This window comes from Muribaculum gordoncarteri, assembly GCF_004803695.1.
GTDB classification, from domain to species: Bacteria; Bacteroidota; Bacteroidia; order Bacteroidales; family Muribaculaceae; genus Muribaculum; species Muribaculum gordoncarteri.
In genome coordinates this window covers 586,747-611,344 of sequence record NZ_CP039393.1, presented here as the reverse complement: position 1 = coordinate 611,344, position 24,598 = coordinate 586,747, and the positions used below count along the sequence as shown (strand labels likewise).

At 49.7% G+C, this 24,598-nt stretch carries 21 protein-coding genes and 1 pseudogene; 11 read left to right on the top strand and 11 right to left on the bottom strand.

All coding sequences use genetic code 11. The features are described 5' to 3' along the window. Positions 1-18 precede the first annotated feature (18 nt). Together E7746_RS02630 and cysK are read right to left on the bottom strand one after the other, a co-directional pair. Complete coding sequence (locus E7746_RS02630) at positions 19-1,884, bottom strand: peptidase U32 family protein (protein WP_136409741.1); 1,866 nt, start codon at positions 1,882-1,884, stop codon at positions 19-21. A 259-nt stretch (positions 1,885-2,143) separates the two neighbouring features. Continuing rightward, complete coding sequence (gene cysK, locus E7746_RS02625) at positions 2,144-3,091, bottom strand: cysteine synthase A (protein WP_136409740.1); 948 nt, start codon at positions 3,089-3,091, stop codon at positions 2,144-2,146. Between the two features lie 214 nt (positions 3,092-3,305). Here cysK and pepT point away from each other — a divergent pair, with 214 nt between their 5' ends. Genes pepT through E7746_RS02610 form a run of 3 tightly spaced genes read left to right on the top strand, consistent with a single transcriptional unit; the run spans position 3,306 to position 7,895 of the window. Beyond that, positions 3,306-4,526, top strand: coding sequence for a peptidase T (gene pepT, locus E7746_RS02620; protein ID WP_136409739.1), 1,221 nt, complete (start codon positions 3,306-3,308; stop codon positions 4,524-4,526). A gap of 4 nt (positions 4,527-4,530) precedes the next feature. Further along, a complete protein-coding gene (gene miaA, locus E7746_RS02615) occupies positions 4,531-5,475 on the top strand; it encodes a tRNA (adenosine(37)-N6)-dimethylallyltransferase MiaA (protein WP_136409738.1) in 945 nt (314 codons plus the stop codon). Continuing rightward, positions 5,472-7,895: a glycoside hydrolase family 95 protein gene (locus E7746_RS02610; RefSeq protein WP_136409737.1), complete on the top strand. Its 2,424-nt coding sequence runs from the start codon at positions 5,472-5,474 to the stop codon at positions 7,893-7,895. The genes miaA and E7746_RS02610 overlap by 4 nt, the downstream gene beginning before the upstream one ends. Here the strand turns inward: E7746_RS02610 and E7746_RS02605 are convergent. Next, positions 7,883-8,230 carry a PAS domain-containing protein gene (locus E7746_RS02605; protein WP_136409736.1) on the bottom strand — a complete coding sequence of 116 codons (348 nt, stop codon included), beginning with the start codon at positions 8,228-8,230 and terminating at the stop codon, positions 7,883-7,885. The two genes, E7746_RS02610 and E7746_RS02605, sit on opposite strands and share 13 nt — an antisense overlap. A 106-nt stretch (positions 8,231-8,336) precedes the next feature. Here E7746_RS02605 and E7746_RS02600 point away from each other — a divergent pair, with 106 nt between their 5' ends. Next, positions 8,337-9,302, top strand: coding sequence for a cation diffusion facilitator family transporter (locus E7746_RS02600; RefSeq protein WP_123397273.1), 966 nt, complete (start codon positions 8,337-8,339; stop codon positions 9,300-9,302). Positions 9,303-9,693: 391 nt separating this feature from the next. Here E7746_RS02600 and E7746_RS02595 read toward each other — a convergent pair whose 3' ends face one another. Together E7746_RS02595 and E7746_RS02590 are read right to left on the bottom strand one after the other, a co-directional pair. Beyond that, on the bottom strand, positions 9,694-11,013 hold the full coding sequence (locus E7746_RS02595) for a transposase (RefSeq protein WP_136409415.1): 1,320 nt from the start codon (positions 11,011-11,013) through the stop codon (positions 9,694-9,696). A 189-nt stretch (positions 11,014-11,202) separates the two neighbouring features. Beyond that, positions 11,203-11,613 (bottom strand): cupin domain-containing protein, encoded by a 411-nt coding sequence (locus E7746_RS02590; RefSeq protein ID WP_136409735.1) that lies wholly within the window; start codon positions 11,611-11,613, stop codon positions 11,203-11,205. Between the two features lie 145 nt (positions 11,614-11,758). Between E7746_RS02590 and E7746_RS02585 the strand changes: the two genes are divergently transcribed. Further along, positions 11,759-12,139 carry a winged helix-turn-helix transcriptional regulator gene (locus tag E7746_RS02585; RefSeq protein WP_136409734.1) on the top strand — a complete coding sequence of 127 codons (381 nt, stop codon included), beginning with the start codon at positions 11,759-11,761 and terminating at the stop codon, positions 12,137-12,139. Here the strand turns inward: E7746_RS02585 and E7746_RS02580 are convergent. The 6 genes and pseudogenes from E7746_RS02580 to E7746_RS02555 all read right to left on the bottom strand — a co-directional run bounded on the left by E7746_RS02580 (position 12,131) and on the right by E7746_RS02555 (position 18,990). Then, positions 12,131-12,622: an O-acetyl-ADP-ribose deacetylase gene (locus E7746_RS02580; protein WP_136409733.1), complete on the bottom strand. Its 492-nt coding sequence runs from the start codon at positions 12,620-12,622 to the stop codon at positions 12,131-12,133. The genes E7746_RS02585 and E7746_RS02580 overlap by 9 nt on opposite strands. Before the next feature lie 112 nt (positions 12,623-12,734). After that, a pseudogene (locus E7746_RS02575) lies at positions 12,735-13,322 on the bottom strand (zeta toxin family protein); the annotation flags it as partial. A gap of 76 nt (positions 13,323-13,398) precedes the next feature. Then, positions 13,399-13,599, bottom strand: coding sequence for a hypothetical protein (locus tag E7746_RS02570; protein ID WP_238337308.1), 201 nt, complete (start codon positions 13,597-13,599; stop codon positions 13,399-13,401). A gap of 297 nt (positions 13,600-13,896) precedes the next feature. Beyond that, positions 13,897-15,807: a molecular chaperone DnaK gene (gene dnaK / locus E7746_RS02565; RefSeq protein ID WP_123397222.1), complete on the bottom strand. Its 1,911-nt coding sequence runs from the start codon at positions 15,805-15,807 to the stop codon at positions 13,897-13,899. Between the two features lie 387 nt (positions 15,808-16,194). After that, positions 16,195-18,000: an IS1634 family transposase gene (locus E7746_RS02560; protein ID WP_107681949.1), complete on the bottom strand. Its 1,806-nt coding sequence runs from the start codon at positions 17,998-18,000 to the stop codon at positions 16,195-16,197. Between the two features lie 87 nt (positions 18,001-18,087). Next, positions 18,088-18,990 (bottom strand): IS1634 family transposase, encoded by a 903-nt coding sequence (locus tag E7746_RS02555; RefSeq protein ID WP_136409410.1) that lies wholly within the window; start codon positions 18,988-18,990, stop codon positions 18,088-18,090. 317 nt (positions 18,991-19,307) lie between these two features. On the opposite strand from E7746_RS02555, the gene mce reads away from it, so the two are divergent. The 6 genes from mce to E7746_RS02525 all read left to right on the top strand — a co-directional run bounded on the left by mce (position 19,308) and on the right by E7746_RS02525 (position 24,543). After that, the gene (mce, locus tag E7746_RS02550; RefSeq protein WP_123397223.1) at positions 19,308-19,727 is read left to right on the top strand and encodes a methylmalonyl-CoA epimerase; all 420 of its coding nucleotides are present in this window, start codon (positions 19,308-19,310) and stop codon (positions 19,725-19,727) included. A gap of 58 nt (positions 19,728-19,785) precedes the next feature. Then, positions 19,786-21,339, top strand: coding sequence for an acyl-CoA carboxylase subunit beta (locus E7746_RS02545; protein WP_123397224.1), 1,554 nt, complete (start codon positions 19,786-19,788; stop codon positions 21,337-21,339). Between the two features lie 10 nt (positions 21,340-21,349). Next, positions 21,350-22,270, top strand: a complete 921-nt coding sequence (locus tag E7746_RS02540; RefSeq protein ID WP_135947737.1) for an OadG family transporter subunit — start codon at positions 21,350-21,352, stop codon at positions 22,268-22,270. A gap of 55 nt (positions 22,271-22,325) precedes the next feature. After that, positions 22,326-22,760 (top strand): acetyl-CoA carboxylase biotin carboxyl carrier protein, encoded by a 435-nt coding sequence (locus E7746_RS02535; RefSeq protein WP_123397226.1) that lies wholly within the window; start codon positions 22,326-22,328, stop codon positions 22,758-22,760. A 57-nt stretch (positions 22,761-22,817) separates the two neighbouring features. After that, positions 22,818-23,975 (top strand): sodium ion-translocating decarboxylase subunit beta, encoded by a 1,158-nt coding sequence (locus E7746_RS02530; protein ID WP_136409409.1) that lies wholly within the window; start codon positions 22,818-22,820, stop codon positions 23,973-23,975. 217 nt (positions 23,976-24,192) lie between these two features. Then, positions 24,193-24,543: a hypothetical protein gene (locus E7746_RS02525; RefSeq protein WP_123397228.1), complete on the top strand. Its 351-nt coding sequence runs from the start codon at positions 24,193-24,195 to the stop codon at positions 24,541-24,543. The last annotated feature ends 55 nt before the right edge of the window (positions 24,544-24,598 follow it).

Sequence of the window (24,598 nt, the reverse complement as noted above, 5' to 3'; positions counted from 1 at the left end):
ATTTGGATCGATGCAAAATTAAGAAAATTTCTTATTCACACCAACATTTATCACCCTCATTATACATTGGCGACAATCAAATTCCAATTCGAGGCAAGAGCCGCCGTTACGCAGCGTCAACGGCGAAGGCATTCGCGACTCACCATTGTCACGCAGGCAGCATCCGAGCTCCCTGCGCAGACAATAACGCGTAGTCATGACAACGCGACGGCCGGGCTTTGACTTCCCCACCTCCAACGCCTGCTCGCCCAACTTTGCACCGTGCTGCTCATAGAAGTCACGCGCCTTGTCGTTGGCCACATTATCATGATAGGAGAGCACTCCGTTGCCGGGGAACTTCGCATCAGGAATCTCATCGCGCCTTCGGTCGACCTCGTATCGAATTCGATTGGCCGAATCGAGCATCGAAATCGCACGGCGGCGCAGCTCGGCCAATTTTGACACGGGGACAAACAGATCACCGAGCAAGTCGTCAAGCCCTTTCAATACATATATAGTACCGCCCAACTTTCCGAGTGCATTGCGACGCGCCGCCTCCTGGGGAGTGTTGGCGGGCTGCATCTCATCCATGTCGAGCGTCACAGCGACACCGTTGCCTCGCTCGTCGTCCACCTTCAGCACTATGCCGCGTGACGAGCGGCTCAACGCCATCGTCACCCCGATACTGCGCGTGGCACTGTCACGGGAAAGCACATCATCAAAAGCCTTGTCGCTGTTGCGATACAGCACCGTGCCGGGAGTGACATCAACTTTCGACGCCGGAAATAGCCTCTCGCCCTCGGCACGGTTAAGCCGGAACCCAACAAAGCTGTTGCGCGAATCAAAATACCCTAATCCGTCACCATTGCTCAACGCGCAATCAAGCGACGCAATCAGACATCCGGGTTTAACCGCCTTGACAACACCAACACGCTCACCCTGCGACTTTGGAGTATAGATTGAGGCAATTGACAGCCGGGAATTGGCTCCGTCGATGAAGTAACGCGTGAATCCACGGTTGAAACTCTTGTCGAGCTGAGGGGCAAAAGAGTGACGCACCTCACCCACGGAACTTCTGACATATTTTCCGCCGGATGACGCAATCACCTCGTTAAGCTTTCTGTGATAATAGGCCACTACATTTTTCACATAGGACGCATCCTTCAGCCTACCCTCTATCTTAAACGACGAAACGCCCGCATCAAGCATACTCTCGATTCGGTCGCTCAGATTAAGGTCACGCAGCGAAAGCAGATGCTGTCCGCGGCGACGACAATTTCCGGCTCCGTCATACAGGTCAAAAGGCAAACGACATATCTGGGCGCACTCCCCCCTGTTGGCGCTGCGCCCTTTTAGCGAATAGCTCGCCTGACAGTCGCCGCTGTAGCTCACACAAAGAGCCCCGTGTACAAACGACTCCAACGGCACATCGACAGCCTCATGGACCGCACGTATTTCATCGAGCGACATCTCGCGAGGCAGCACAATTTGGGAAAATCCCACATCCTGCAGGAACCGAGCCTTTTCAGGAGTGCGGGTGTCGCACTGCGTACTTGCATGCAAAGCAATCGGAGGCAAATCGAGCCTCAGCACGGCCATGTCCTGCACAATCACGGCATCGACACCTATACGATATAAATCCTTAATGAGATTCTCCACACGATGAAGCTCATCATTATATATAATAGTATTGACCGTCACGTAGACCTTGGCAAGGAAAGAGTGGGCAAAGTTGACTACCTTAGCTATATCCTCAACCGAATTGCCGGCAGCCGCACGAGCCCCGAACGCATCGGCACCCATGTACACTGCATCGGCTCCATGCTTTATCGCCTCAATTGCTATATCGGAATTACGGGCGGGTGCAAGAAGCTCTATCTTGCGCAATGGCTTATAAGTCGTCATCTGGATTCAATGTTTTGCCCACAAAGATACAAATAAGCTGAGAGCAAAAAGCAAAATTTATTTTGTTTTTGCCAAGCGTGAGCAGGCCGGGCTTCCGTAAAGGCATAAAAAAAATTACCCGTCATCACGACGAATAATCTTTTTACCTTAAATCTAATACCATGAAAAACTATTGCAAAGATATGCATTTTTCTATTATAAATAACATATCATATACATAAAATATTCGCCTCGTTAACACAAATTAACCATATATTCATTAAAGGGGATATGTGTCAAATGCATAAAGCACGGTCGACAAATAACGCTCGCCGGTATCGGGCAGTAACGCTACAATCGTTTTCCCGCTGTATTCAGGCTTTTTAGCAAGCTTAAGCGCGGCACTGAAAGCGGCACCCGACGAGATACCCGCCAACAATCCCTCATGCTGCGCCAAAATGCGCGAGCCGCGTATCGCATCGTCATCCGACACCGCCATTACGCGGTCAACCACTTCGGCATCATAATTCTCGGGGATGAATCCCGCTCCGATTCCTTGAATCTTATGCGGTCCCGGCTTACCGCCCTCAAGCACAGGCGAACCCTCAGGCTCAACGGCCACCACCTCGATGTCACGGTTATGCTTTTTAAGACCTCGTCCGGTTCCGCTTACGGTTCCACCCGTACCTACGGCAGAAACAAACACATCCACCTTGCCATCGGTGTCACGCCAAATCTCCTCGGCGGTAGTATTCTCGTGAGAAGCAGGATTGGCCTTATTGTCAAACTGTTGCAATATAACCGAACCGGGATTCTCATTTTTCAACTCCATCGCCTTACGTATTGCGCCCGACATGCCCTCGGCTCCGGGAGTCAACACGATGGACGCGCCCAATGCCTTGAGCAGATTGCGTCGCTCGACGCTCATCGTGTCGGGCATCGTCAGCACCAGTTTGTACCCCTTCAGCGAAGCGACCCAGGCAAGTCCTATTCCGGTATTTCCGCTTGTAGGTTCTATAATCAACACCCCGGGAGTCAGCACTCCCCTCTTCTCGGCATCCTCGATCATGTAGTAAGCGGCACGGTCCTTAACGCTGCCACCGGGATTGAACGCCTCCACCTTAACGAGCAGACGCGCCTTCAACGCCTCTTCGCGCTCGATGTTGCTCAACTCAAGCAAAGGGGTGTTACCTATCAATTCAATAAGACTTTTGTAGATTCTTTCCATATAGAATATTTAAGTTAAATAAAGATGAATAGATTATTTATGCAAACTAATATGATTTTTCACTAATAAACAAATCCAAAAGCGAAAAATTGCGACCGCCGGCAGATGTTTTATGCCAAAACACTTTTTTATTGCGTTATTTCTTTTAACTTTGTAGTCATTATATACCTAAATAAATACATTGTAATTACGGATAATCAAAATTTACTTAGCCATGAATGTAGTTGACCGATTTTTGCAATACGTAAAGTTTGACACTCAAAGTGACGAACTTACCAACCTTTGGCCCTCGACTCCGGGGCAGATGATATTCGCCCAACATCTTGAGAAGGAACTTCAGGCAATGGGGCTCAAGGAGATATCACTGGACGAAAACGGATACCTTATGGCATCCCTTCCGGCCAACACCGACAAGCCCATTCCCACTATAGGCTTCATCGCACACCTTGACACATCGCCCGACATGTCGGGCCGTCATGTGACACCACGCATTGTCACGCAGTACAAGGGCGGCAACATAGTTCTCAACGAAGAGAAAAACATCGTGTTGTCACCGCGCGAATTTCCCGAACTCGACCATTACGTTGGTCAGGACCTCATCGTGACCGACGGCAACACACTGCTCGGAGCCGATGACAAAGCCGGCATCGCCGAAATCATAACTGCGGTCGATTACCTCATAAAGCATCCCGAAATAAAGCACGGAAAGATAAGGATTGCCTTCAATCCCGATGAGGAGATAGGACAAGGCGCCCACAAATTCGATGTCGAGCAGTTTGGCGCCGAATGGGCCTACACTATGGACGGCGGAGAAATCGGCGAACTTGAATATGAGAACTTCAATGCCGCACAGGCCAAGATAACGTTCACCGGCCGCAACGTGCATCCCGGATATGCCAAGCACAAGATGATAAACTCAATCCGAATCGCCAACCAGTTCATGGCCATGCTGCCTCGCTGGGAAACTCCCGAACACACTGAAGGCTACGAAGGATTCTATCACCTTACATCAATCGAAGGCAACGTGGAGCAGACTACGATTACCTACATCATCCGCGACCACGACCGCGACCGCTTTGAACGCCGCAAAAAGGAACTTGAGCACCTCGTGAGAAAGGTAAACAACGAGTTCCCCAACAGCACTGCAATCGAAATCAAGGACCAGTACTACAACATGCGCGAAAAAATCGAGCCGGTGAAATTTATCATCGACATCGCCGAAGAGGCCATGCGCAATGTTGATGTAACGCCCCACGTTGTGCCCATACGCGGAGGCACCGACGGAGCACAGCTGTCGTTCAAGGGTCTGCCCTGCCCCAACATATTCGCAGGCGGCCTGAATTTCCACGGACGCTATGAATACATCCCAGTCAAGTCGATGGAGAAGGCCACCGATGTCATTGTTGAAATAGCTCGTCTTGTAGCTCAGCGATAAGCTAATGCAAGTGTCAACCGACACCCGCCCTACCCTTATAATCATCACCGGACCCACAGGCTCCGGGAAAACCGATTTATCCATAAAGCTGGCGCAAACCCTGAAATGCGACATCATTTCAGCCGATTCGCGCCAGCTTTATCGCGATATTCCCATAGGCACGGCAGCCCCCACTCCCGAGCAGCTTGCATCGGCACGCCACCACTTCATCGGCACCCTTGCCCTTGACGATTATTACAGCGCGGCGCGTTACGAAAGCGATGTGATGGAGCTTCTTCCTAAGGTGTGGAACGACGACAACATCGCTATAATGTGCGGAGGCTCGATGATGTATATCGACGCCGTGACACGCGGCATCGATCAACTGCCCACCATAAGCGACGACATCCGCCGCCACGTAATGCAGCTCTATGAAAGCCAAGGAATCGAAGGCGTTAGAGCCACATTACGCAACCTCGACCCCGAATATCTGCGCACAGCCGACCCGGCCAACCATCGCCGACTCGTTCACGCCGTGGAAATTTGCCTTGAAGCGGGTGTCCCCTACTCATCACTTCGCACCGGCGAAGTCAAGCAACGACCGTTCAACACCATCAAGATGATGATTGATTACGATCGTCCTACGCTCTTTGACCGCATAAACCGCCGCGTCGACAACATGATTGCGGAGGGACTCATCGAAGAGGCTCGGAGCGTATATCACCTCAAGCACCTCAACTCTCTCAACACAGTAGGCTACAAAGAGTTGTTTGCATTTTTCGACGGCACGATGACCCTTGATGTGGCTGTTCCTCGCATCGCCAAGAACACGAGGGTCTACGCAAAGAAGCAGCTCACATGGCTGCAACGCGACCCCGACCTGATAAAACTGAATCCAGAAAGCGCATATAAACAGGCTTTGGAACTTATAACTTCAAAATTGAAATTGGATATATCGTCATTGTCATGAATCACAACCGTCACATCACATTTCTAATCATCGCCGTCCTCCTCACTACAGCATCGGCACTCTCCCGCAACCTCACCCTGCACTACGACAAGCCGGCCGAATTTTTCGAGGAAGCACTTGTCATAGGCAACGGAACATTGGGAGCTACGATATACGGAGGCACATCATCCGACCAAATATCCCTCAACGACATAACACTGTGGAGCGGAGAGCCTGAAAATGGTGTCACAACGCCCGACGCCTATAAGGCTTTGCCCGAAATACGCTCGCTGCTCGACAGCGCAAAATATCGCGAAGCCGACATGGCCAACCGCAAGATTCAAGGACACTACAGCCAAAACTATCAGCCCCTCGGCCGATTGCTGATTCAATATGACAACACTAAGGACATCTCGGGCTATAAACGCACTCTCGACCTTAACGAAGCGGTAGCCGCTACCCGATACACCCGCGACGGCTACAGTTTCAGCACCGAATACCTGGCATCGGCTCCCGACTCGGTAATAGCCCTAAAGATTACCACCGATAATCCCGACGGCATAAAGGCGCGCCTCTACTTTGACTCCCTGCTTCCCCATTCAACCCGGGCACACGGAAAAGCCATCGAAGCTGAAGGATATGCCGCCTACCAATCCTATCCCAACTATTACGACGGGCTAAAGGATTCCGACAAGCATCTCTATGACCCGGCCCGAGGCATACACTTCCTTACTGTCATAAAAGCTATAACGCCTGACGGCAAAGGTGTAACCGCCTATCCTACCGGCGACATCAAGATCGACGGGCCTCGCGAAGTCACGATACTGATTACCGATGCTACAAGCTTCAACGGCTTTGACAAGGACCCTGTCAAGGAAGGTCGCGACTACAAAGCGATTGCCAATCGGCGCATGGATCTCGCCTCAAAAAAGAGTTACGAGGATATGCGTTCGGCCCACATCGCCGACTATCGCCATTTCTTCGACCGCGTAAACCTCGACCTTGGAGCTACCGACCCTCAGATTGCCGCACTACCCACCGATGTTCAGCTTCGCCGATACACCGAACTAAACGAGCGCAATCCCGAACTCGAAGCGCTCTATTTCCAGTTTGGCCGCTATCTGCTCATATCATGCTCACGCACACCCGGCGTACCGGCCAATCTGCAAGGTCTGTGGAACGAGAAACTGCTTCCGCCATGGAGCAGCAACTACACAAGCAACATCAATCTCCAGGAAAACTACTGGGGTGCCGAAGTCACCAATCTGAGCGAAATGCATGACCCATTGTTAGGATTCATTGAAAATCTCAGCAAAACCGGTAGGACGACAGCAAGCAACTACTATGGTGTGGATAGCGGGTGGTGTCTTGGGCACAACACCGACATCTGGGCCATGACCTGCCCCGTGGGGCTAAACGGCGGCGACCCGTCATGGGCTTCATGGAACATGGGCGGCGCATGGGTGGCAACACACATCTGGGAGCGCTACCAGTTCACCAAGGACAAGGAGTTCCTCATGCGCAACTATCCGCTGCTCAGGGGTGCCGCTGAATTCTGCATAGAATGGCTTATTGAAAAGGACGGCAAGCTGATGACTTCGCCCGGAACCTCTCCCGAAAACAAGTTTATGACACCCGACGGATATGCCGGAGCGACATCCTACGGCAACACTTCCGACATTGCAATGACCCGCGAGTGCCTGCTCGACGCATTGGCTGCGACACGCGAGCTTGGCATCGACAAGAAATTCGCATCGCAGCTGTCGGCCACCATTTCACGCCTGCAGCCCTACAAGATAGGCCACAACGGCAACCTTCAGGAATGGTATCACGACTGGCCCGACCAGGATCCGCGACATCGCCATCAGTCCCATCTGTTCGGGCTATATCCCGGTCATCACCTGTCGGTCGACGACACTCCCCAACTGGCAGCGGCAGCAGCTCGTACACTCGAAATAAAAGGCGATGAAACAACCGGATGGAGCACCGGTTGGCGCGTCAACCTATATGCAAGGCTCCGCGACGGTAAAAACGCCTATCACATTTACCGCAAACTCCTTAACTACATATCGCCCGACAACTATCGTGGCAAGGACGCGCGCCGTGGAGGCGGCACCTACCCCAATCTGCTCGACGCTCACTCTCCGTTCCAAATCGACGGCAACTTCGGAGGCAGCGCCGGCGTAGCCGAGATGCTGATTCAGTCCACACCCGAAAGCATAACATTGCTTCCGGCAATACCCGACGACTGGAGCGAGGGCGAAGTAAAAGGATTGTGCGCCCGTGGCGGATTCACGGTCGACTTCGCGTGGAAGGACGGCAAAGTAAAGTCGGCCACAGTCACTTCACGTTCCGGCGGCGCGACAAAGCTGCACTATAACGGAACCACAAAGAAACTACGCCTGAAGCCCGGACAATCCGTCGACATTCACCTTATGTAGTGAGGCATTTCCTCAGGTATCTCCATCGATATTTCAACAAGGCCGGCGACCGAGCCGTTATCACGCCATGCCGTTTGATATATCATCTTCTTTACGCCCTTTTTGTCGATCGTATAGCAATTGACTCCTCCAGTTGCCAGCAGCTCCTTTATTATGGCAACGGAACGCTCGTTGTGACAATCCATCAGATTGCGGCCTATCAAGTCGCCATGTGACGCAAATGTGGCACGAGCCTTGTCATTCATATATATTATATTGCAATCGGCATCACACACCGTTACCGCGCAATTCATCGCCTTGGCCCAGTCGGGCAATATTTTCTCACTATTTTCCATTGGGAATGCTATATTTATCAATAATTGACAAATATAGCGAGAATATTCGATGAAAAAGCAACCGATTATTCCATTTTTAATAAGTAATGTCTATATTTGCGACATTATGGATAATTCAAATTCAATAAAGCATTCATCCGTAACGCCTGAAGAAGCTGTAAAGGAAGCCCGCCATGTGACATGGGTGGGATTTTGGTGCAACGCCGCGCTCGGCACGGCCAAAGTCATTGCCGGTATCGTGGGCCGTTCGGGAGCTCTTGTCGCCGACGGTATTCACTCGTTCTCCGATTTCATTACCGATGTAATAGTTTTGGTAATGGTGGGCATTGCCCGTCGACGACCCAACGCCCGCTATCAATACGGACACGGCAAATACGAAACATTCGCTACGATGCTCATTGCTGTCGCCTTGATTATCGTAGGCATAGGCATATTCATCGACGGAATAAAACATGTTATCCTTGCCCTGCAAGGCGAAGCTCTTGCACGCCCGGGATGGATAGCACTCATTATATGCTTCGCCTCGATAGTAATCAAGGAGTGGCTGTTTCGCTACACGCGACGCGTGGGAGTAAGGATCCAGTCGGGAGCCGTCATTGCAAATGCCTGGCATCACAGGTCTGACGCATTTTCATCAGTGGCAACACTCGTCGGTGTGGCGGGAGCGATGTTCCTTGGCGAGAACGGACGAATACTCGACCCCATCGCAGCAATGGTCGTGGCCATATTCATCATCATCGTAGGCATAAAGATGGCAATTCCGGCAATAAACGAACTGCTTGAAGTGTCATTGCCCGAAAAAATGGAGGACCAGATACGCCACATAATCGCCGAATCGGAAGGGGTGAGAACCTATCATCATCTCCGCACACGCCGTAACGGATCCAAAATCATAATCGAGGTGCATCTGAAAGTCGACCCAGACATAACGGTGGAACAAGGTCACTCAATCGCAACCGAAGTTGAAAACAAGCTCAAAAACGATTTCGGCAACGAGTCAGCCATAATAACCACCCACATTGAACCCTACCGAGGAGAAGAACTCCTCCGCGACGGCTCCTGCGGCGCCTAACCTCCTCCATCCCGTATATGCCGCCAGACATATCATCCCACACGCCCGCATGTGTCCACGCTTTCGCCCCGCGCACCCGCAAATGCCAACGTATTCGCCACGCGCAGCGAAGGGCGCACGCCGCCCGCAAATCCCCGCGTTAGTGCAAAGCTGCAGAGCCGCTTAATATGTTAGGCCCGCGCAAGGACGCCGTTAGGCGTCCGCAGCACGGGTATAAAGAGCTATTATATAAAAAAGAGGGCTACGTAGTTGCCCAATAACCCACACTCCCTCAAACACCGCTCCCCGCAACCCTGTATTATGCCGAAGGCATTACATGTGCTTAACCGCGGGTAAGCGAAGCGCCACCCGTGGATAGGTAGCGACCCTCATCCCACAACCCCTTGCGGTTCTAGTGGTCGGAAGAGGTTTGTAACGATAGTATTTTGATTTTTAGATTATTGACCTCTGATTTCATTGATTTTACTTGAGCCTCAAGTCTTTTTATCGTTTCTGTCTGATATCTAATCAATTCTGTCATGATGGCCTGTTTGGCTATGCGTGGCCCCATATTATGGGCAATGGAATATATTTTAACCAGCAGGGCGACAATCAGGGTCATATACAGCATTACCTGTATTCCGTGTACATTTGTTGATATAAAATGTGAAAAGCTCAGATCCTGTTTGAGAAATTTAAAGAATACCTCAATATCCCAGCGCCTTCGGTAATATTGGACAATTTCGATGGCATCTTTCTCAAAGTTATTGGTAATCAAGACCATCTCGTCATCATAGTGTCGGGCGTGGCGTCTGGTGTTTCGTGGAGATTCCGGACGCGGTGTCTTGAATCTAACCCGTATAATCCTGTAAAGGCATGAGGTATCCCATTTGTCGGATTGTTTGGCTCTGAGATAACCCTTGTCATCCGCGGTCACTACCACTTCATTGTCTGCCAGCACAGAGTCTTCGGGCAACATCGTTTCTACGGGTTGTGTGCAGCGGTTTAGGTTGAGCCTCCCGACGAAGAAGGCCCGGTTCTGTTTTGTCAGTTTCGCGATACATTTGAAATCATCCACATCCTTCAAGCCTCTGTCAAAGACATATCCATTCGACATCCCCGCCCTTTTACGCAGACATTGTGCCACAGTCTTGCTTATCGGGGCATTGTCGGCAGAATATGTCCTTTCTGTAAAGACATTGGCCGCCACAACGTTGAGTCCGTTATAAGCCATGGTGTACTTGAGTTGTCTCCGGTCTGAAGATGTATTTTTTGTCATGCCGGTAGAGAAACCCTCCACAAGTTTGTTTGAGGTCTCGGCGACCATGGTGCTGTCAACGCGTATTATTTGCATGTCATCCAGTACAGCATCGGGTACATACTTAAGATATTTGGAGCATATCAGTGCATATGCCTCTTTGAAAAAATCTATATTTATCCTGGTCAGCCGCTCGCTGAAAGATGAATGAACCACCACTGTGCGCTTGCTGTCAGAGGTGCCATTTGTGTCCGTCATCAGCGGGATGCCATTTTTTATCGATATAATCCTTTGACTGACCTGAGATGAAGACAGCATTGCAAATATGCAGTCGACCATCATGTCTACTCCACGTAATTTTTTTGCTTTGTAATCGACCTTTGTTTTGGCCGCTATCTCTGAGATTTTATCGTATGGGAGGTTTTTTATCACCCCGATGGCTGTTACATTATCTTTTGGGTGCTGTGTAGTCATATCTGTTTTTTTGATATAACAACCAGGCTCGACTTTTTGCTGTGTCTTCCGACCACTAGAACCCTTGCGGGTTGCACAACACCATACACCACACCCACATATCCGCGCTTCGCGACATTATGGGGTGAAATCCGGCTTTTCGATGCGCTATATTTGCATAAAAACAATAACTATGAAAAAGGCTCGTAATCACAACCGACTCTCACGCTCGGTTATCTCAGCATCAGTCATCGTATATCCCCCAAGACTACCCTCCTTAGCCTGAATACAGATGTAGGTCATGGGAACATCGGAAGTACATTTAAGATTTCGGTCACAGTTAACAGCGACACGCACCACCGACCCCTCAGCAATATCAAACACATCATCGTCTACTTGAAATCGCCCGGCTCCCGAAAGTATAATGTAATTCTCCTCATTTTCCCTATGACTATGGAAAAATGGCACCGACTGGCCCGATGCAAGCGTACCGAATGAGATTTCACAAGAGGTAGCACCGGTAGCATCCTTGACAAACTGCTTCCCCTCGAAGCCGTGCAGATTTCCTACAGTTGAATGTGAAAATTTTTCACCTGATTCAATAATCTTGATTTCGTTCATGATTTTGTTTCTTTTAATGTTGTTTATTAACTTTGCAATCGAAACTCACTATCATTTCGATAGCGCAAAGTTAGCAGCTTTATTCCTATAAAACAATAGGTTACACAAAAGCAAGTCACTTACATCAACGTAACGATAATTGAATATGAACAGTTTGCCACTACAAGAAAATCTAAAAAAATATGCATCAATAGATGAATGTCCCGTGCGCAATGTCATCTCGCGATTTTCGGGCAAATGGGCCATGTTGATACTATGCATACTTTCCGAAAATGAGGACACACGGTTCAACGCCATTGGCAAAGCCCTGCCCGACATTTCGCCCAAGGTATTGACCGAAACATTGAAAAATCTTGAAGCCGACGGCCTAATCAACCGCAAGGTTTATGCCGAGATACCGCCCCGGGTGGAATATTCGCTAACGCCGGTGGGGCGGAGCCTGATGCCCATAATCGGGGACATGATCAACTGGGCACTATCAAACTTCAGTACCATTACGGCACGCAAGAAGAAGCCCCTAAGATAGGATGCGGTTGTAGAGGTCGTAATCCTCAGCCAGGAAACAGCAGAAGACAACCTCACCATTGTATGGATGCGACTTCACGGTGTCGACTGCTATCGCCGCAGCCCTTTCCTGCGGGAAATGATAGACCCCGGTGCTGATACACGGAAACGCAACACTGCGCAACCCATTCTCCATCGCCAGGTCAAGAGCCGTATTATAGCATGAAGCCAACAATTCGTCCTCATTTCGTTTACCGCCGCTCCACACCGGACCCACTGTGTGGATAACCTTCTTGCAGGGAAGACGATAGGCATCGGTGATTTTGCATTGTCCGGTTGCACAACCATTCAATGTGCGACATTCGGCCAACAATTCAGGGCCGGCAGAACGGTGAATTGCACCGTCGACACCTCCGCCTCCGAGCAATGACCTGTTGGCAGCGTTCACTATCGCATCAACCGCCAATGCGGTTATGTCGCCTTTTATGACTTTAATCTCCTTCATATCGTGCATCACAGTTTTTCGTAAAATTACAACATCTTCCCCACAGCACAAAATATAATCCCCTCCATCCCCCACAACCGACGCGTTAACGACTGAAATGTTGGTATAAATTTTATATTGGGAAGATGGTTGAAGCCCAGTTGGGAAGCTCCTCTACATAGCGTTTCGCAAGCTCGCCGTCACTCAATCGGAACAATAGCCGTGCTTCTGTATCCTCAATTGAGTTGTCATAGACATATAATCGGTCAACGTAAGGTGCCAACGCGATACAGTTGGCAATGGACTTGTCATAGCGAGATATGATTTTGGGTATAGGCACATCATGACCACCATTCAGCACACGGTTAGCAACGCGCTTTGCATTGATTGTCGGAGATTCAGTGGAAACGAAAAACAGACGGATGAAAAATCCCGCGGCTTTCGCTCTAAGAATATAGTCGACCTTATCCGTAGCCGACATCACGGTTTCAAAGATATGACTTTTGCGTTCAGCAAGACACCTTTCACGCCATTCATTGCAATAGTTAGCGGCTTTCAGCACAGACTCCTGATTGTTCCAGTCGCCGAACACATCGCGAGCCACATTGTCCGGGTTGATATACTCAGAATCTTCCAGCCAATCATGATGTAGAATTTTGGAAGTCACGGAAGTTTTGCCCGACCCATTAGGGCCGGCAATCACAATCAGTACCGGGCGATGTTCACTTCTTGTGCCAACGAGTGAAGAGCGAAACTCGTTTCTGCTATTCCGAGTGCAGCCAAGATTGGAATGCAATTCACTTGCTGCCATTGCGAAGCTTGTTTAAAGTTTCTTCAACTCTTGCACGAGCCTCGTGTGTAGCAGACTCGATACCAGCAGCCACACGCTCGGCAGCCCGGCGAGTGCTTTCGCGTGCATCCTCGGCGACCTCACGCATAATCTGAGCCATGCGTTCGTCGCCAGGCTCTTCCATCGATGTGAGTCGATAACTATTCATCTGCTCTTCCGACATAATCTATAATCTTTTATTATTCAACGCCAACCTTTATAAAGCTCACACATAGGCCGATAACGCATGTCAGCCATAGGTGGGTTCGCGGAGCCAAAGGCAATTGAACCTATCGCAAATTTACGAAAAAAGTCTGAACCGCCTCAGTTTTGAAATATAAAAGTCACTCTTCCTGTTCGGAATAATACTTTTGATCAAAACTAATGAACATTCGGTAAAGGTAAAAAGAAATAGGGTGCTGCTCGTTGAGCGGCACCCTACTTCTTTTATTGTTGGTTTGGGAGCTTATTTAACTTCCTCGAAGTCGACATCGGTTACGTGGTCATCACCGCCGGCATGGGGAGCCTGACCTGCGCCGGGCTGGCCTGCACCGGGTTGTGCGTTCTGAGCCTGCTGCTGGGCATTGAGAATGTCCTGCTGAGCTTCGCCGAATGCCTTCTGGATGTCGTTGATGGCCGATTCGATTGCGGCAACATCCTGCGACTTGTGAGCATCCTTTAGTCGCTGTAGAGCTGACTCGATTGCCGATTTCTTGTCGGCAGGAATCTTATCGCCGAGTTCGTTGAGCTGCTTTTCGGTCTGGAAGATAATTGTATCGGCCTGGTTAAGAGTGTCGACACGCTTCTTTTCAGCTTCATCGGCTGCGGCATTGGCTGCAGCCTCGTCCTTCATACGCTTGATTTCGGCATCGGTCAAGCCCGAAGAAGCCTCGATACGTATGCTCTGCTCCTTGCCTGTAGCCTTATCCTTGGCTGAAACGTTAAGTATACCGTTGGCATCGATTTCAAAAGTAACTTCGATCTGAGGTATGCCACGGGGTGCGGGAGCGATTCCGTCAAGGTGGAACTTACCAAGAGTCTTGTCATCCTTGGCCATGGGGCGCTCGCCCTGGAGAACGTGGATTTCAACTGAAGGCTGGTTGTCGGCTGCAGTTGAGAATGTTTCGCTCTTACGGGTAGGAATGGTAGTGTTGGCTTCGATAAGCTTGGTCATCACGCCACCGAGGGTTTCGATACCAACCGACAGAGGCACAACATCAAGAAGAAGCACATCCTTAACATCGCCTGAAAGCACACCGCCCTGGATGGCAGCACCTACGGCAACAACCTCATCGGGGTTTACGCCCTTGGAAGGAGCCTTGCCGAAGAACTTCTGAACGATTTCCTGAATTGCAGGTATACGGGTCGAACCGCCGACGAGGATTACCTCATCAATGTCCTTGGCCGAAAGGCCTGCATCCTTCAATGCCTGCTCACAAGGCTTTACAGTTGCCTGGATGAGCTTGTCGGCAAGCTGCTCAAACTTTGCACGGGTAAGAGTCTTTACCAAGTGACGAGGAACACCGTCGACAGGCATTATATAAGGAAGGTTGATTTCAGTAGTGGTTGAGCTTGAAAGCTCGATCTTGGCCTTTTCGGCAGCTTCCTTAAGACGCTGGAGGGCCATTGAATCCTTACGGAGGTCAACATTGTACTCCTGCTGGAAGTCATCGGCAAGCCAGTCGATGATTACATGGTCGAAGTCGTCACCGCCAAGGTGGGTATCACCGTTGGTTGACTTAACCTCAAACACGCCGTCGCCAAGTTCAAGAATAGAGATATCGAAAGTACCGCCACCGAGGTCAAACACGGCAATCTTCTGATCCTTGTTGCTCTTGTCAAGACCGTAGGCAAGTGCGGCTGCGGTAGGCTCGTTCACGATACGGCGCACCTTAAGACCGGCTATTTCACCGGCTTCCTTGGTGGCCTGACGCTGAGAGTCGTTAAAGTAGGCGGGCACTGTGATAACAGCCTCGTCGACACTCTGTCCGAGATAATCCTCGGCAGTCTTCTTCATCTTCTGAAGAATCATGGCCGAAATTTCCTGAGGAGTGTATTCACGTCCATCGACAAGCACACGTGCTGTTCCGTTATCGCCGCGGCCCACTTCATAAGGCACACGCTTAACTTCTTCAGACACTTCGTCAAATTTCTCGCCCATGAAACGCTTGATAGAGTATATTGTTCCTTCAGGGTTGGTGATTGCCTGACGCTTTGCAGGGTCACCTACCTTACGCTCGCCACCGGCAATGAATGCAACGATGGAAGGTGTTGTGTTACGTCCTTCGCTGTTAGGAATAACAACGGGGTCATTTCCTTCAAGTACTGCTACACAGGAATTGGTGGTTCCCAAGTCAATACCAATAATCTTTCCCATAATTCTATAATTTTATGTTTGTTTTTAAATTTCAATACAATTTCATGTCACACTTCCCATGGTGGGATTTCCGCGACATTCATAGGAAAAACAAATGATGTGCCAAAAAGGTTGGTGCATTGCCTATTTTAATATGTGACAAAAAGTTAAAGCTTTTCAAGGCACTGACACGCCTACTGACACAATTTCCTGAATCTGCCAAAAATTCACATTTTTCATGTTAAAATAATCGGCACAAATAATATATCTAAAATATCGCAAGTTCCACAATATTTATTAATTTCCCATCTTTTACAGTCCAAAAACGAGCAAACCCTTTTGTACATTGGCGTGAAGCCATGTGCAAAAGGGTCTATATATGTAGCACTGGAATGGGGTTATCTATATTTAACCTTTTTTAATATTAGCAATAATCTGTTTGATTTTCTGACGAGTAACAATCTCGGTGTCGAGTCTGAAGCCGGCTTTGGCATGTAGGTCATCGGTAAGATCATCCCGTGTGAAGTTAGGCTTGTAGCCTTCTCCCTTGACTATGTTCATAGTCATTGACCGTAGTTTCTCAATTATAGCGGAGGATGTGTATTTATAGTTCAGTTCCTTTTCCATTATTCTGAAGAGCAGTAGTGTGATAAAGCAGACAATGAAGTGGGCCCTTATGTGTTCCGCCGTCCAGACGAAGACGGGTCGACCCTTGAAGTCAGTCTTGATGACCCTGAAGGCATCCTCCGACTCCCAGCGGTTATGGTTCAGTTCGATGATTTTCGTCACATTGTCAGACAGATCCGTACATATCGCATAGAAGCCGTCATATTTTTCTTCTTCTGATATGGCGTCAAGATTCAGGGAGACGGTTCTGAATACCGCAACCTCGCCGTCTTCTGTGGCGTAGGTCTCGGAAAGGAACCTGTCAGGGCTCTTATAAGATTTGGTCAATGTCCTGTTTCCACGTGCATTGCTGTCAGCCTTGTCAATCTCGCGTTGACGCAGGAATCGGAGGTAGTCGCGGTATTTGTATGAAAATGTCACAATCAATCTTTGAGAGAACTTTGTCTTTTCATTGACAATCCAACGCTCGCGATAAAAAGTGCGGTCTCCGTAATAACGGGCAGTATCGGCATCAGTCAGGTCAAACTCCAGTTCATCCTCGTCTGCATCCCGGTACCGCTTGTCTTTTTGTACCGTGTCGGACTTTACAAGTTTCCATCCTGTCGGTTCCAGACACCAGTCCCTGAGATTATCCTCCAGTTTCTTTATTGACTGCACCGTTATGAATGATCTTTCTGCTGTGGAGTTATATGACCGGTTGCCTTCAGAAGAGAGACCTCCGTCTGTACAGACTACAATCTTGCTGACCCCCATCTTCTCAACTATAATCTTTTCAGTTGGAATCAAGGTAGTCTGTTCGTTGGCATTGCCGGGATTGATGCACATCGCAACCGGCATGCCGGAGTTGTCGATGAACATACCCATCTGTACGATGGGGTTCGGTCGATGTTCCTTGGAGACTCCGTACTTGCGTATACGTTCATGAACGTTCCCTTTTTTGTCTGTCACATAGTCCGGATCGGCAGATTCTCTCTCGAAAAAATAGTTGGTGCAGTCATAGTACATGACGGTCGTATCCCGTTCGACAACCTTTGACGAATTAAGGAAAAGTCTCTTCTGGATGTATTCACCGTGTCTGTCCAGGATATCCAGACTCCTGTAGATATGCTGTTTTTCTATATCAAAAGGCTCGATATAGCTTCCGCTCCTGCGATAATTACCTAGTTTTGAAGCCGGTCTCAAAAGCCGTTCGTAGACCATCAGCTCCAGAACTTTGTTGAAATCGAAGTCGAACTTATGTTTACGTGAGATTGCCTCGCATATCCTGTCCATCCCGACCTTATGGTACAGCCGTTTAAGAAACAGATATCCGCTCTCGCAACTCTGAGCCTCGCCTTTTTCAATAAGCTTTGTGGGCGACAGACGTGATATTATCACCTGCCGGCCCTCCTTCTCCTGTGCCGTAAGCCTGGCGATATATTCCCTGGCCCATTCAACAGGATCTCTGTCTCCGCATCTCTGACGAACTTCCTCAAGCGTTCCAAGGCGCTCATGGATTCTTGAGGTACTTTTGCCGTTCTTGTCCCTGTATGCCTTCTGTACATAAAGGATGGAAGTCTTTTTTGTCTTGGTTATTTTCAGCTTCATATTATGCCGCCCTGCCGTTGATTGCTACACGGTGCTACAAAGATAGTAATAAAATTTGACACGTGCAAGCGTGCCAGCAAAAAAGATTCATGAAAATGCAACTGTCAAACTACCGAGACCTCCGTCTGTACAGACTACAATCTTGCTGACCCCCATCTTCTCAACTATAATCTTTTCAGTTGGAATCAAGGTAGTCTGTTCGTTGGCATTGCCGGGATTGATGCACATCGCAACCGGCATGCCGGAGTTGTCGATGAACATACCCATCTGTACGATGGGGTTCGGTCGATGTTCCTTGGAGACTCCGTACTTGCGTATACGTTCATGAACGTTCCCTTTTTTGTCTGTCACATAGTCCGGATCGGCAGATTCTCTCTCGAAAAAATAGTTGGTGCAGTCATAGTACATGACGGTCGTATCCCGTTCGACAACCTTTGACGAATTAAGGAAAAGTCTCTTCTGGATGTATTCACCGTGTCTGTCCAGGATATCCAGACTCCTGTAGATATGCTGTTTTTCTATATCAAAAGGCTCGATATAGCTTCCGCTCCTGCGATAATTACCTAGTTTTGAAGCCGGTCTCAAAAGCCGTTCGTAGACCATCAGCTCCAGAACTTTGTTGAAATCGAAGTCGAACTTATGTTTACGTGAGATTGCCTCGCATATCCTGTCCATCCCGACCTTATGGTACAGCCGTTTAAGAAACAGATATCCGCTCTCGCAACTCTGAGCCTCGCCTTTTTCAATAAGCTTTGTGGGCGACAGACGTGATATTATCACCTGCCGGCCCTCCTTCTCCTGTGCCGTAAGCCTGGCGATATATTCCCTGGCCCATTCAACAGGATCTCTGTCTCCGCATCTCTGACGAACTTCCTCAAGCGTTCCAAGGCGCTCATGGATTCTTGAGGTACTTTTGCCGTTCTTGTCCCTGTATGCCTTCTGTACATAAAGGATGGAAGTCTTTTTTGTCTTGGTTATTTTCAGCTTCATATTATGCCGCCCTGCCGTTGATTGCTACACGGTGCTACAAAGATAGTAATAAAATTTGACACGTGCAAGCGTGCCAGCAAAAAAGATTCATGAAAATGCAACTGTCAAACTACCGTGACACAATTTCCTGAATCTGCCAAAAATTCACATTTTTCATGTTAAAATAATCGGCACAAATAATATATCTAAAATATCGCAAGTTCCACAATATTTATTAATTTTGCACAATAATCCGTAGCTTCAGCGTTTTATGCGATGTCGACTCGGCTTTTTTCAAGTTAACTTATATAATGAACCATATTTAAAACATTTTCAAAATGAACATTTCTCACATCGAACACGTGGGCATAGCCGTTCCCAGCTTGGACGAAGCTATACCTTTCTACGAGAACATTCTTGGCCTTAAATGCTTTGCCATTGAGGAAGTTGCCGACCAGAAAGTGCGTACAGCCTTCTTCAAAGTAGGACAAACCAAAATCGAGCTTCTTGAAGGCACAAGCGACGACAGTGCAATATCCAAGTTCATCGCCAACAACGGCGGTCGCGGCGGCATCCAGCACATAGCATTCGCTATGGAGGACGGTGTAGCCAACGCTCTTGCCGAAGCTGAGGAAAAAGGCTGCCGCCTTATCGACAAGGCTCCCCGCAAGGGTGCCGAAGGCCTCAACATCGCATTCCTCCACCCGAAGTCGACCTGCGGTGCGCTCATCGAGCTTTGCGAAGACCCCAACAAATAAAATCAAGGTCGGCGCAATGCCGGCTAAATAACAACATTTCCAAAGGAAAGAAATAGACATGAGCAATCAACTCGAAAAAGTTCAGGAGCTAATTGCATTACGCAACGAAGCTCGTTTAGGTGGCGGCGAAAAAGCCATCCAGAAACAACACGATAAAGGTAAGTACACGGCACGTGAACGCATTGCCCAGCTGCTCGACGAAGGTTCGTTTGAGGAACTCGATATGTTTGTTCGCCATCGTTGCACCAACTTCGGCCAGGAGAAGAAAAGCTACCTCGGCGACGGCGTGGTGACAGGTTACGGAACAATCGACGGCCGTCTTGTGTACGTATTTGCACAGGACTTCACCGTATTCGGCGGCTCACTCTCGGAAACCATGGCCTTGAAGATATGCAAGATCATGGACATGGCCATGAAGATGGGCGCTCCCGTCATCGGTCTTAACGACTCTGGAGGTGCACGTATCCAGGAAGGCATCAACGCGCTTGCCGGATATGCCGAAATTTTCCAGCGCAACATCATGGCATCGGGTGTAATACCTCAGATTTCAGGTATTCTCGGTCCCTGCGCCGGCGGTGCAGTTTACTCTCCAGCCCTCACCGACTTCACCATCATGACCAAGGGCATCTCCTACATGTTCCTCACCGGTCCCAAGGTAGTGAAGACCGTTACCGGCGAAGATGTAACTCAGGAAGCTCTCGGCGGCGCCAATGTTCACGCCTGCAAGAGCGGTGTTGCACACTTTGCAGCCGAAGACGGCGAAGAGGCTCTCAAAATCATCCGCAAGCTCTTCAGCTTCATCCCGCAGAACAACCTTGAAGAGCCCCCGTTGGTTGAGTGCACCGATCCCATCGACCGTCTTGAGGATTCACTCAACGACATAATCCCCGACAGTGCAACCAAGCCCTACGACATGTATGAGGTAATCGGCGCAATCATCGACAACGGCGAATTCCTCGAAATCCAGCGCGACTACGCCAAGAACATCATCGTAGGTTTTGCCCGCATGAACGGCCAGTCGGTAGGTATCGTAGCCAACCAGCCCAAATATCTCGCCGGCGTGCTTGACAGCAACGCCTCACGCAAGGGCGCACGCTTCGTTCGCTTCTGCGACGCATTCAACATTCCGTTGGTAACACTCGTCGATGTTCCCGGATTCCTTCCCGGTACAGGCCAGGAGTACAACGGCGTAATCCTGCATGGAGCCAAGCTTCTCTACGCTTACGGCGAAGCCACAGTGCCCAAGGTAACCGTGACACTGCGCAAGAGCTACGGAGGAAGCCACATCGTGATGAGCTGTAAGCAGCTCCGCGGCGACATGAACTACGCATGGCCTACCGCCGAAATCGCCGTTATGGGCGGTGCAGGTGCAGTAGAGGTGCTCTATGCCCGTGAAGCCAAGGAATCGGACGATCCCGCAAAGGTTCTCGCCGAGAAGGAAGCCGAATACAACAAGCTCTTCTGCAACCCCTACAATGCAGCAAAGTACGGCTACATCGACGATGTAATCGAACCCCGCAACACTCGTTTCCGCGTAATCCGCGCTCTTCAGCAGCTCGCCACCAAGAAAGTGACCAACCCCGCCAAGAAGCACGGCAATATTCCTCTATAAACGACACGCAATGAAAAAGAGAATATTATTATTGCTCGTTGCAGTCATCACCCTGAGTGCCGCATCCTACGCCCAAGGGCGACGCGGATTGCGCATCAACGAGGTGATGGTGCAGAACGACAGCAACTATGTCGACGACTACGGCCTTCACCATGCATGGATAGAGCTGTTTAACTCGACTTATGCACCGATGGAGATATCGAGTGTGTATCTTACCAACAATCCCGACAAGCCCAAGATGTACCCCGTGCCCCTGGGCGATGTCAACACCGAGATACCTCCCCGCCAGCATGTAGTGTTCTGGGCCGACGGAGAGCCCAACAAGGGCACCTTCCACCTCAGCTTCGAGCTTGAGCCCGGACAGGACAACTGGATAGGTATATACGACGCCAACGGAGTGACACTCATCGACTCGATAACCATCCCCGCCTCACTTGAAGCCAACACAACCTACGCCCGCAAAGTCGACGGCGCAGGCAGTGGCGCCGAGGCATGGGAAGTGCGCGACGGCAGCGACCTGCTCTACATAACCCCGAGCAGCAACAACATCATCATCGACACCAACTCAAAGGTGGAAATGTTTGCCGAAACCGACGGACACGGATTCGGACTGTCGATCATGGCGATGTGCATCGTGTTCAGCGCCCTGTTGCTCCTTAGCCTCTGCTTCTACGGCATAAGCCGCATAGGAGCACGTATATCGCAGACCAACAAGGCACGTTCGCAAGGACTCGAAACCAAGGCTCTGGCCAAGGAAGAGCGTCCGGCCCACGACTCGGGCGAGGAAATCGCCGCAATCGTAATGGCACTGCACGAACACCTCAACACCCACGACAAGGAAAGCACAATCCTCACCATAAACAAGGTGAGAAAGAGCTACTCGCCGTGGAGCTCCAAGATCTACGGACTCCGCGAGATTCCCCGTCGTTAATTCTCCACTATAATTAAAGTATACATTAAATACTCGTTTTAACAATTACCACAAAATGAAAGAATATAAATATAAAATCAACGGTAACACTTACAACGTGGGGATTGGCGACATCGTCGACAACGTGGCCGAGGTTCTCGTAAACGGAATGCCCTACAAAGTAGAGCTTGAAAAGAAGCAGGGCCCCGTAAGCATCGTATCGGCTCCGCGTCCCTCGGCTGCCCCGCGCACAGCTACAGGCGAAAAGGTAGTAAGCAAGCCCAATGTAAGCGCCGGAGGCTTCCAGATAAAAGCTCCCCTGCCCGGAACCATCCTGTCGATCAACGTAAAGGTGGGCGACACCGTTTCGGCATCCGACACAGTGCTCATGCTTGAGGCCATGAAGATGGAAAACGCCATCCATGCAGGCCGCGACGGAAAGGTGGCATCGGTCAATGTAAGCGCCGGCGACTCAGTGCTTGAAGGAGCCGTGCTCATCACTCTGGATTAAGCATAACCGAAGAGAACAAATATCACGAATTTACAATCCAATTAGAATCTCAAGATTATGACTTTCCACGAATTCATGGCTATCAACTTCCATCAGTTCTGGGAGCTGACAGGCTTCGCCAATGCCACCTGGCAACACCTGGTGATGCTTGTCGTGGGTCTGTTCTTCATCTGGCTTGCCATCAAGAAGAACTTCGAGCCCATGCTTCTGGTGCCCATCGGATTTGGTATACTTATAGGTAATATCCCCTTCAACGCCGAAGCCGGACTTGAAATCGGCATCTACGAAGAAGGCTCAGTGCTCAACATCCTTTACAACGGCGTAAGCGCCGGATGGTATCCCCCGCTAATCTTCCTCGGAATCGGTGCGATGACCGACTTCTCGGCCCTCATCGCCAATCCTAAGCTCATGCTCGTAGGCGCAGCCGCACAGTTTGGTATCTTCGGAGCCTACATGGTGGCTCTCGCATTGGGATTCGCCCCCGACCAGGCAGGTGCAATCGCAATCATCGGAGGTGCCGACGGCCCCACCGCCATATTCCTTTCATCAAAGCTCGCCCCCAACTTGATGGGTGCAATCGCAGTATCGGCCTACTCCTACATGGCCTTGGTACCGCTCATCCAGCCGCCAATCATGCGACTGCTCACAACCAAGCACGAGCGATTGATAAAGATGAAGCCCGCACGCGCCGTGTCGCAGAACGAGAAGATCATCTTCCCCATCGTAGGACTTCTGCTCACCTGCTTCGTAGTGCCTTCGGGTATTCCGTTGCTCGGTATGCTCTTCTTCGGTAACCTGCTCCGTGAGTGCGGTGTCACCAACCGTCTTGCCAAGACAGCAAGCAACGCCCTCACCGACATCGTTACAATACTTCTCGGTATGACCGTAGGTGCATCGACCCAGGCGTCGGAATTCCTCACACTCGACACAATCTTCATCTTTGCACTTGGATTCATGGCATTCATCATTGCATCGGCATCGGGCGTACTGTTCGTAAAGCTGTTCAATCTTGTATTGCCCAAGGGCAAGAAGCTCAACCCGCTTATCGGTAACGCCGGCGTATCGGCAGTTCCGATGTCGGCCCGAATCTCCAACAACCTTGGTCTTGAATATGACCCCAGCAACTACCTGCTCATGCACGCCATGGGCCCCAACGTTGCAGGTGTTATCGGTTCGGCCGTGGCAGCAGGTGTGCTCCTCGGATTCCTTGCATAACAAACTTCTAAATATCAATGCGGCGGTTATTGCTTAAATGCGTTTCCGCCGCATTGTTTACCCAACCAATGTTTGTCACCTATTGTCTTCAGATAATAAATGTTAATAAACGCTTCAATTTAAACCAATTTTAGGTTTACCGCGTTTCCCTCCAAAGCATAAGTGCATATTAACTATTAATGCAAAAAATTTTCAGAATTTTGTATGTACTGAAATTATGATTACAAAACAGGTTATCGACGAACTATATAAGAAATACGCCAAATTGCCCCCGGGCATTGAACATCTTGACATAGGGCTGCTCTTCGACTACGCGTCGGAGCATCACAATGTCGAGATTGACGAGGAGGGACACATCGTAATCGGGAGTCTTGACCCCATGTCGCCATTTCACAAAATAGCGCTTGAACGCGTGCACGGCTTCTCGCAATTTGAAGAAACAATAGCGATTGTGCTCCACAGCTCAATCATATTCCTCAACAAAAACGACATGGGAGTAAACGTTCACCTGAAAGCCAACCCGCCCACCGTGTGGGAAAAGCTCAAATGGTGGTTTCACAAAAACTGACACCCTATTAAGTGCAATACATGAGGATGTGAATCGATCGACATATACCCAATCA

Bases quoted from the DNA above. Each gene is read 5' to 3' on its own strand.
- E7746_RS02585 (WP_136409734.1), top strand. From the start codon at position 11,759: ATGAACAGTTTGCCACTACAAGAAAATCTAAAAAAATATGCATCAATA.
- cysK (WP_136409740.1), bottom strand. From the start codon at position 3,091: ATGGAAAGAATCTACAAAAGTCTTATTGAATTGATAGGTAACACCCCT.
- mce (WP_123397223.1), top strand. From the start codon at position 19,308: ATGAACATTTCTCACATCGAACACGTGGGCATAGCCGTTCCCAGCTTG.
- dnaK (WP_123397222.1), bottom strand. From the start codon at position 15,807: ATGGGAAAGATTATTGGTATTGACTTGGGAACCACCAATTCCTGTGTA.
- E7746_RS02535 (WP_123397226.1), top strand. From the start codon at position 22,326: ATGAAAGAATATAAATATAAAATCAACGGTAACACTTACAACGTGGGG.
- E7746_RS02555 (WP_136409410.1), bottom strand. From the start codon at position 18,990: ATGAAGCTGAAAATAACCAAGACAAAAAAGACTTCCATCCTTTATGTA.
- E7746_RS02600 (WP_123397273.1), top strand. From the start codon at position 8,337: ATGGATAATTCAAATTCAATAAAGCATTCATCCGTAACGCCTGAAGAA.
- E7746_RS02595 (WP_136409415.1), bottom strand. From the start codon at position 11,013: ATGACTACACAGCACCCAAAAGATAATGTAACAGCCATCGGGGTGATA.
- E7746_RS02630 (WP_136409741.1), bottom strand. From the start codon at position 1,884: ATGACGACTTATAAGCCATTGCGCAAGATAGAGCTTCTTGCACCCGCC.
- E7746_RS02545 (WP_123397224.1), top strand. From the start codon at position 19,786: ATGAGCAATCAACTCGAAAAAGTTCAGGAGCTAATTGCATTACGCAAC.
- E7746_RS02525 (WP_123397228.1), top strand. From the start codon at position 24,193: ATGATTACAAAACAGGTTATCGACGAACTATATAAGAAATACGCCAAA.
- miaA (WP_136409738.1), top strand. From the start codon at position 4,531: ATGCAAGTGTCAACCGACACCCGCCCTACCCTTATAATCATCACCGGA.
- E7746_RS02580 (WP_136409733.1), bottom strand. From the start codon at position 12,622: ATGAAGGAGATTAAAGTCATAAAAGGCGACATAACCGCATTGGCGGTT.
- E7746_RS02560 (WP_107681949.1), bottom strand. From the start codon at position 18,000: ATGAAGCTGAAAATAACCAAGACAAAAAAGACTTCCATCCTTTATGTA.
- E7746_RS02570 (WP_238337308.1), bottom strand. From the start codon at position 13,599: ATGAATAGTTATCGACTCACATCGATGGAAGAGCCTGGCGACGAACGC.
- E7746_RS02610 (WP_136409737.1), top strand. From the start codon at position 5,472: ATGAATCACAACCGTCACATCACATTTCTAATCATCGCCGTCCTCCTC.
- pepT (WP_136409739.1), top strand. From the start codon at position 3,306: ATGAATGTAGTTGACCGATTTTTGCAATACGTAAAGTTTGACACTCAA.
- E7746_RS02605 (WP_136409736.1), bottom strand. From the start codon at position 8,230: ATGGAAAATAGTGAGAAAATATTGCCCGACTGGGCCAAGGCGATGAAT.
- E7746_RS02530 (WP_136409409.1), top strand. From the start codon at position 22,818: ATGACTTTCCACGAATTCATGGCTATCAACTTCCATCAGTTCTGGGAG.
- E7746_RS02540 (WP_135947737.1), top strand. From the start codon at position 21,350: ATGAAAAAGAGAATATTATTATTGCTCGTTGCAGTCATCACCCTGAGT.
- E7746_RS02590 (WP_136409735.1), bottom strand. From the start codon at position 11,613: ATGAACGAAATCAAGATTATTGAATCAGGTGAAAAATTTTCACATTCA.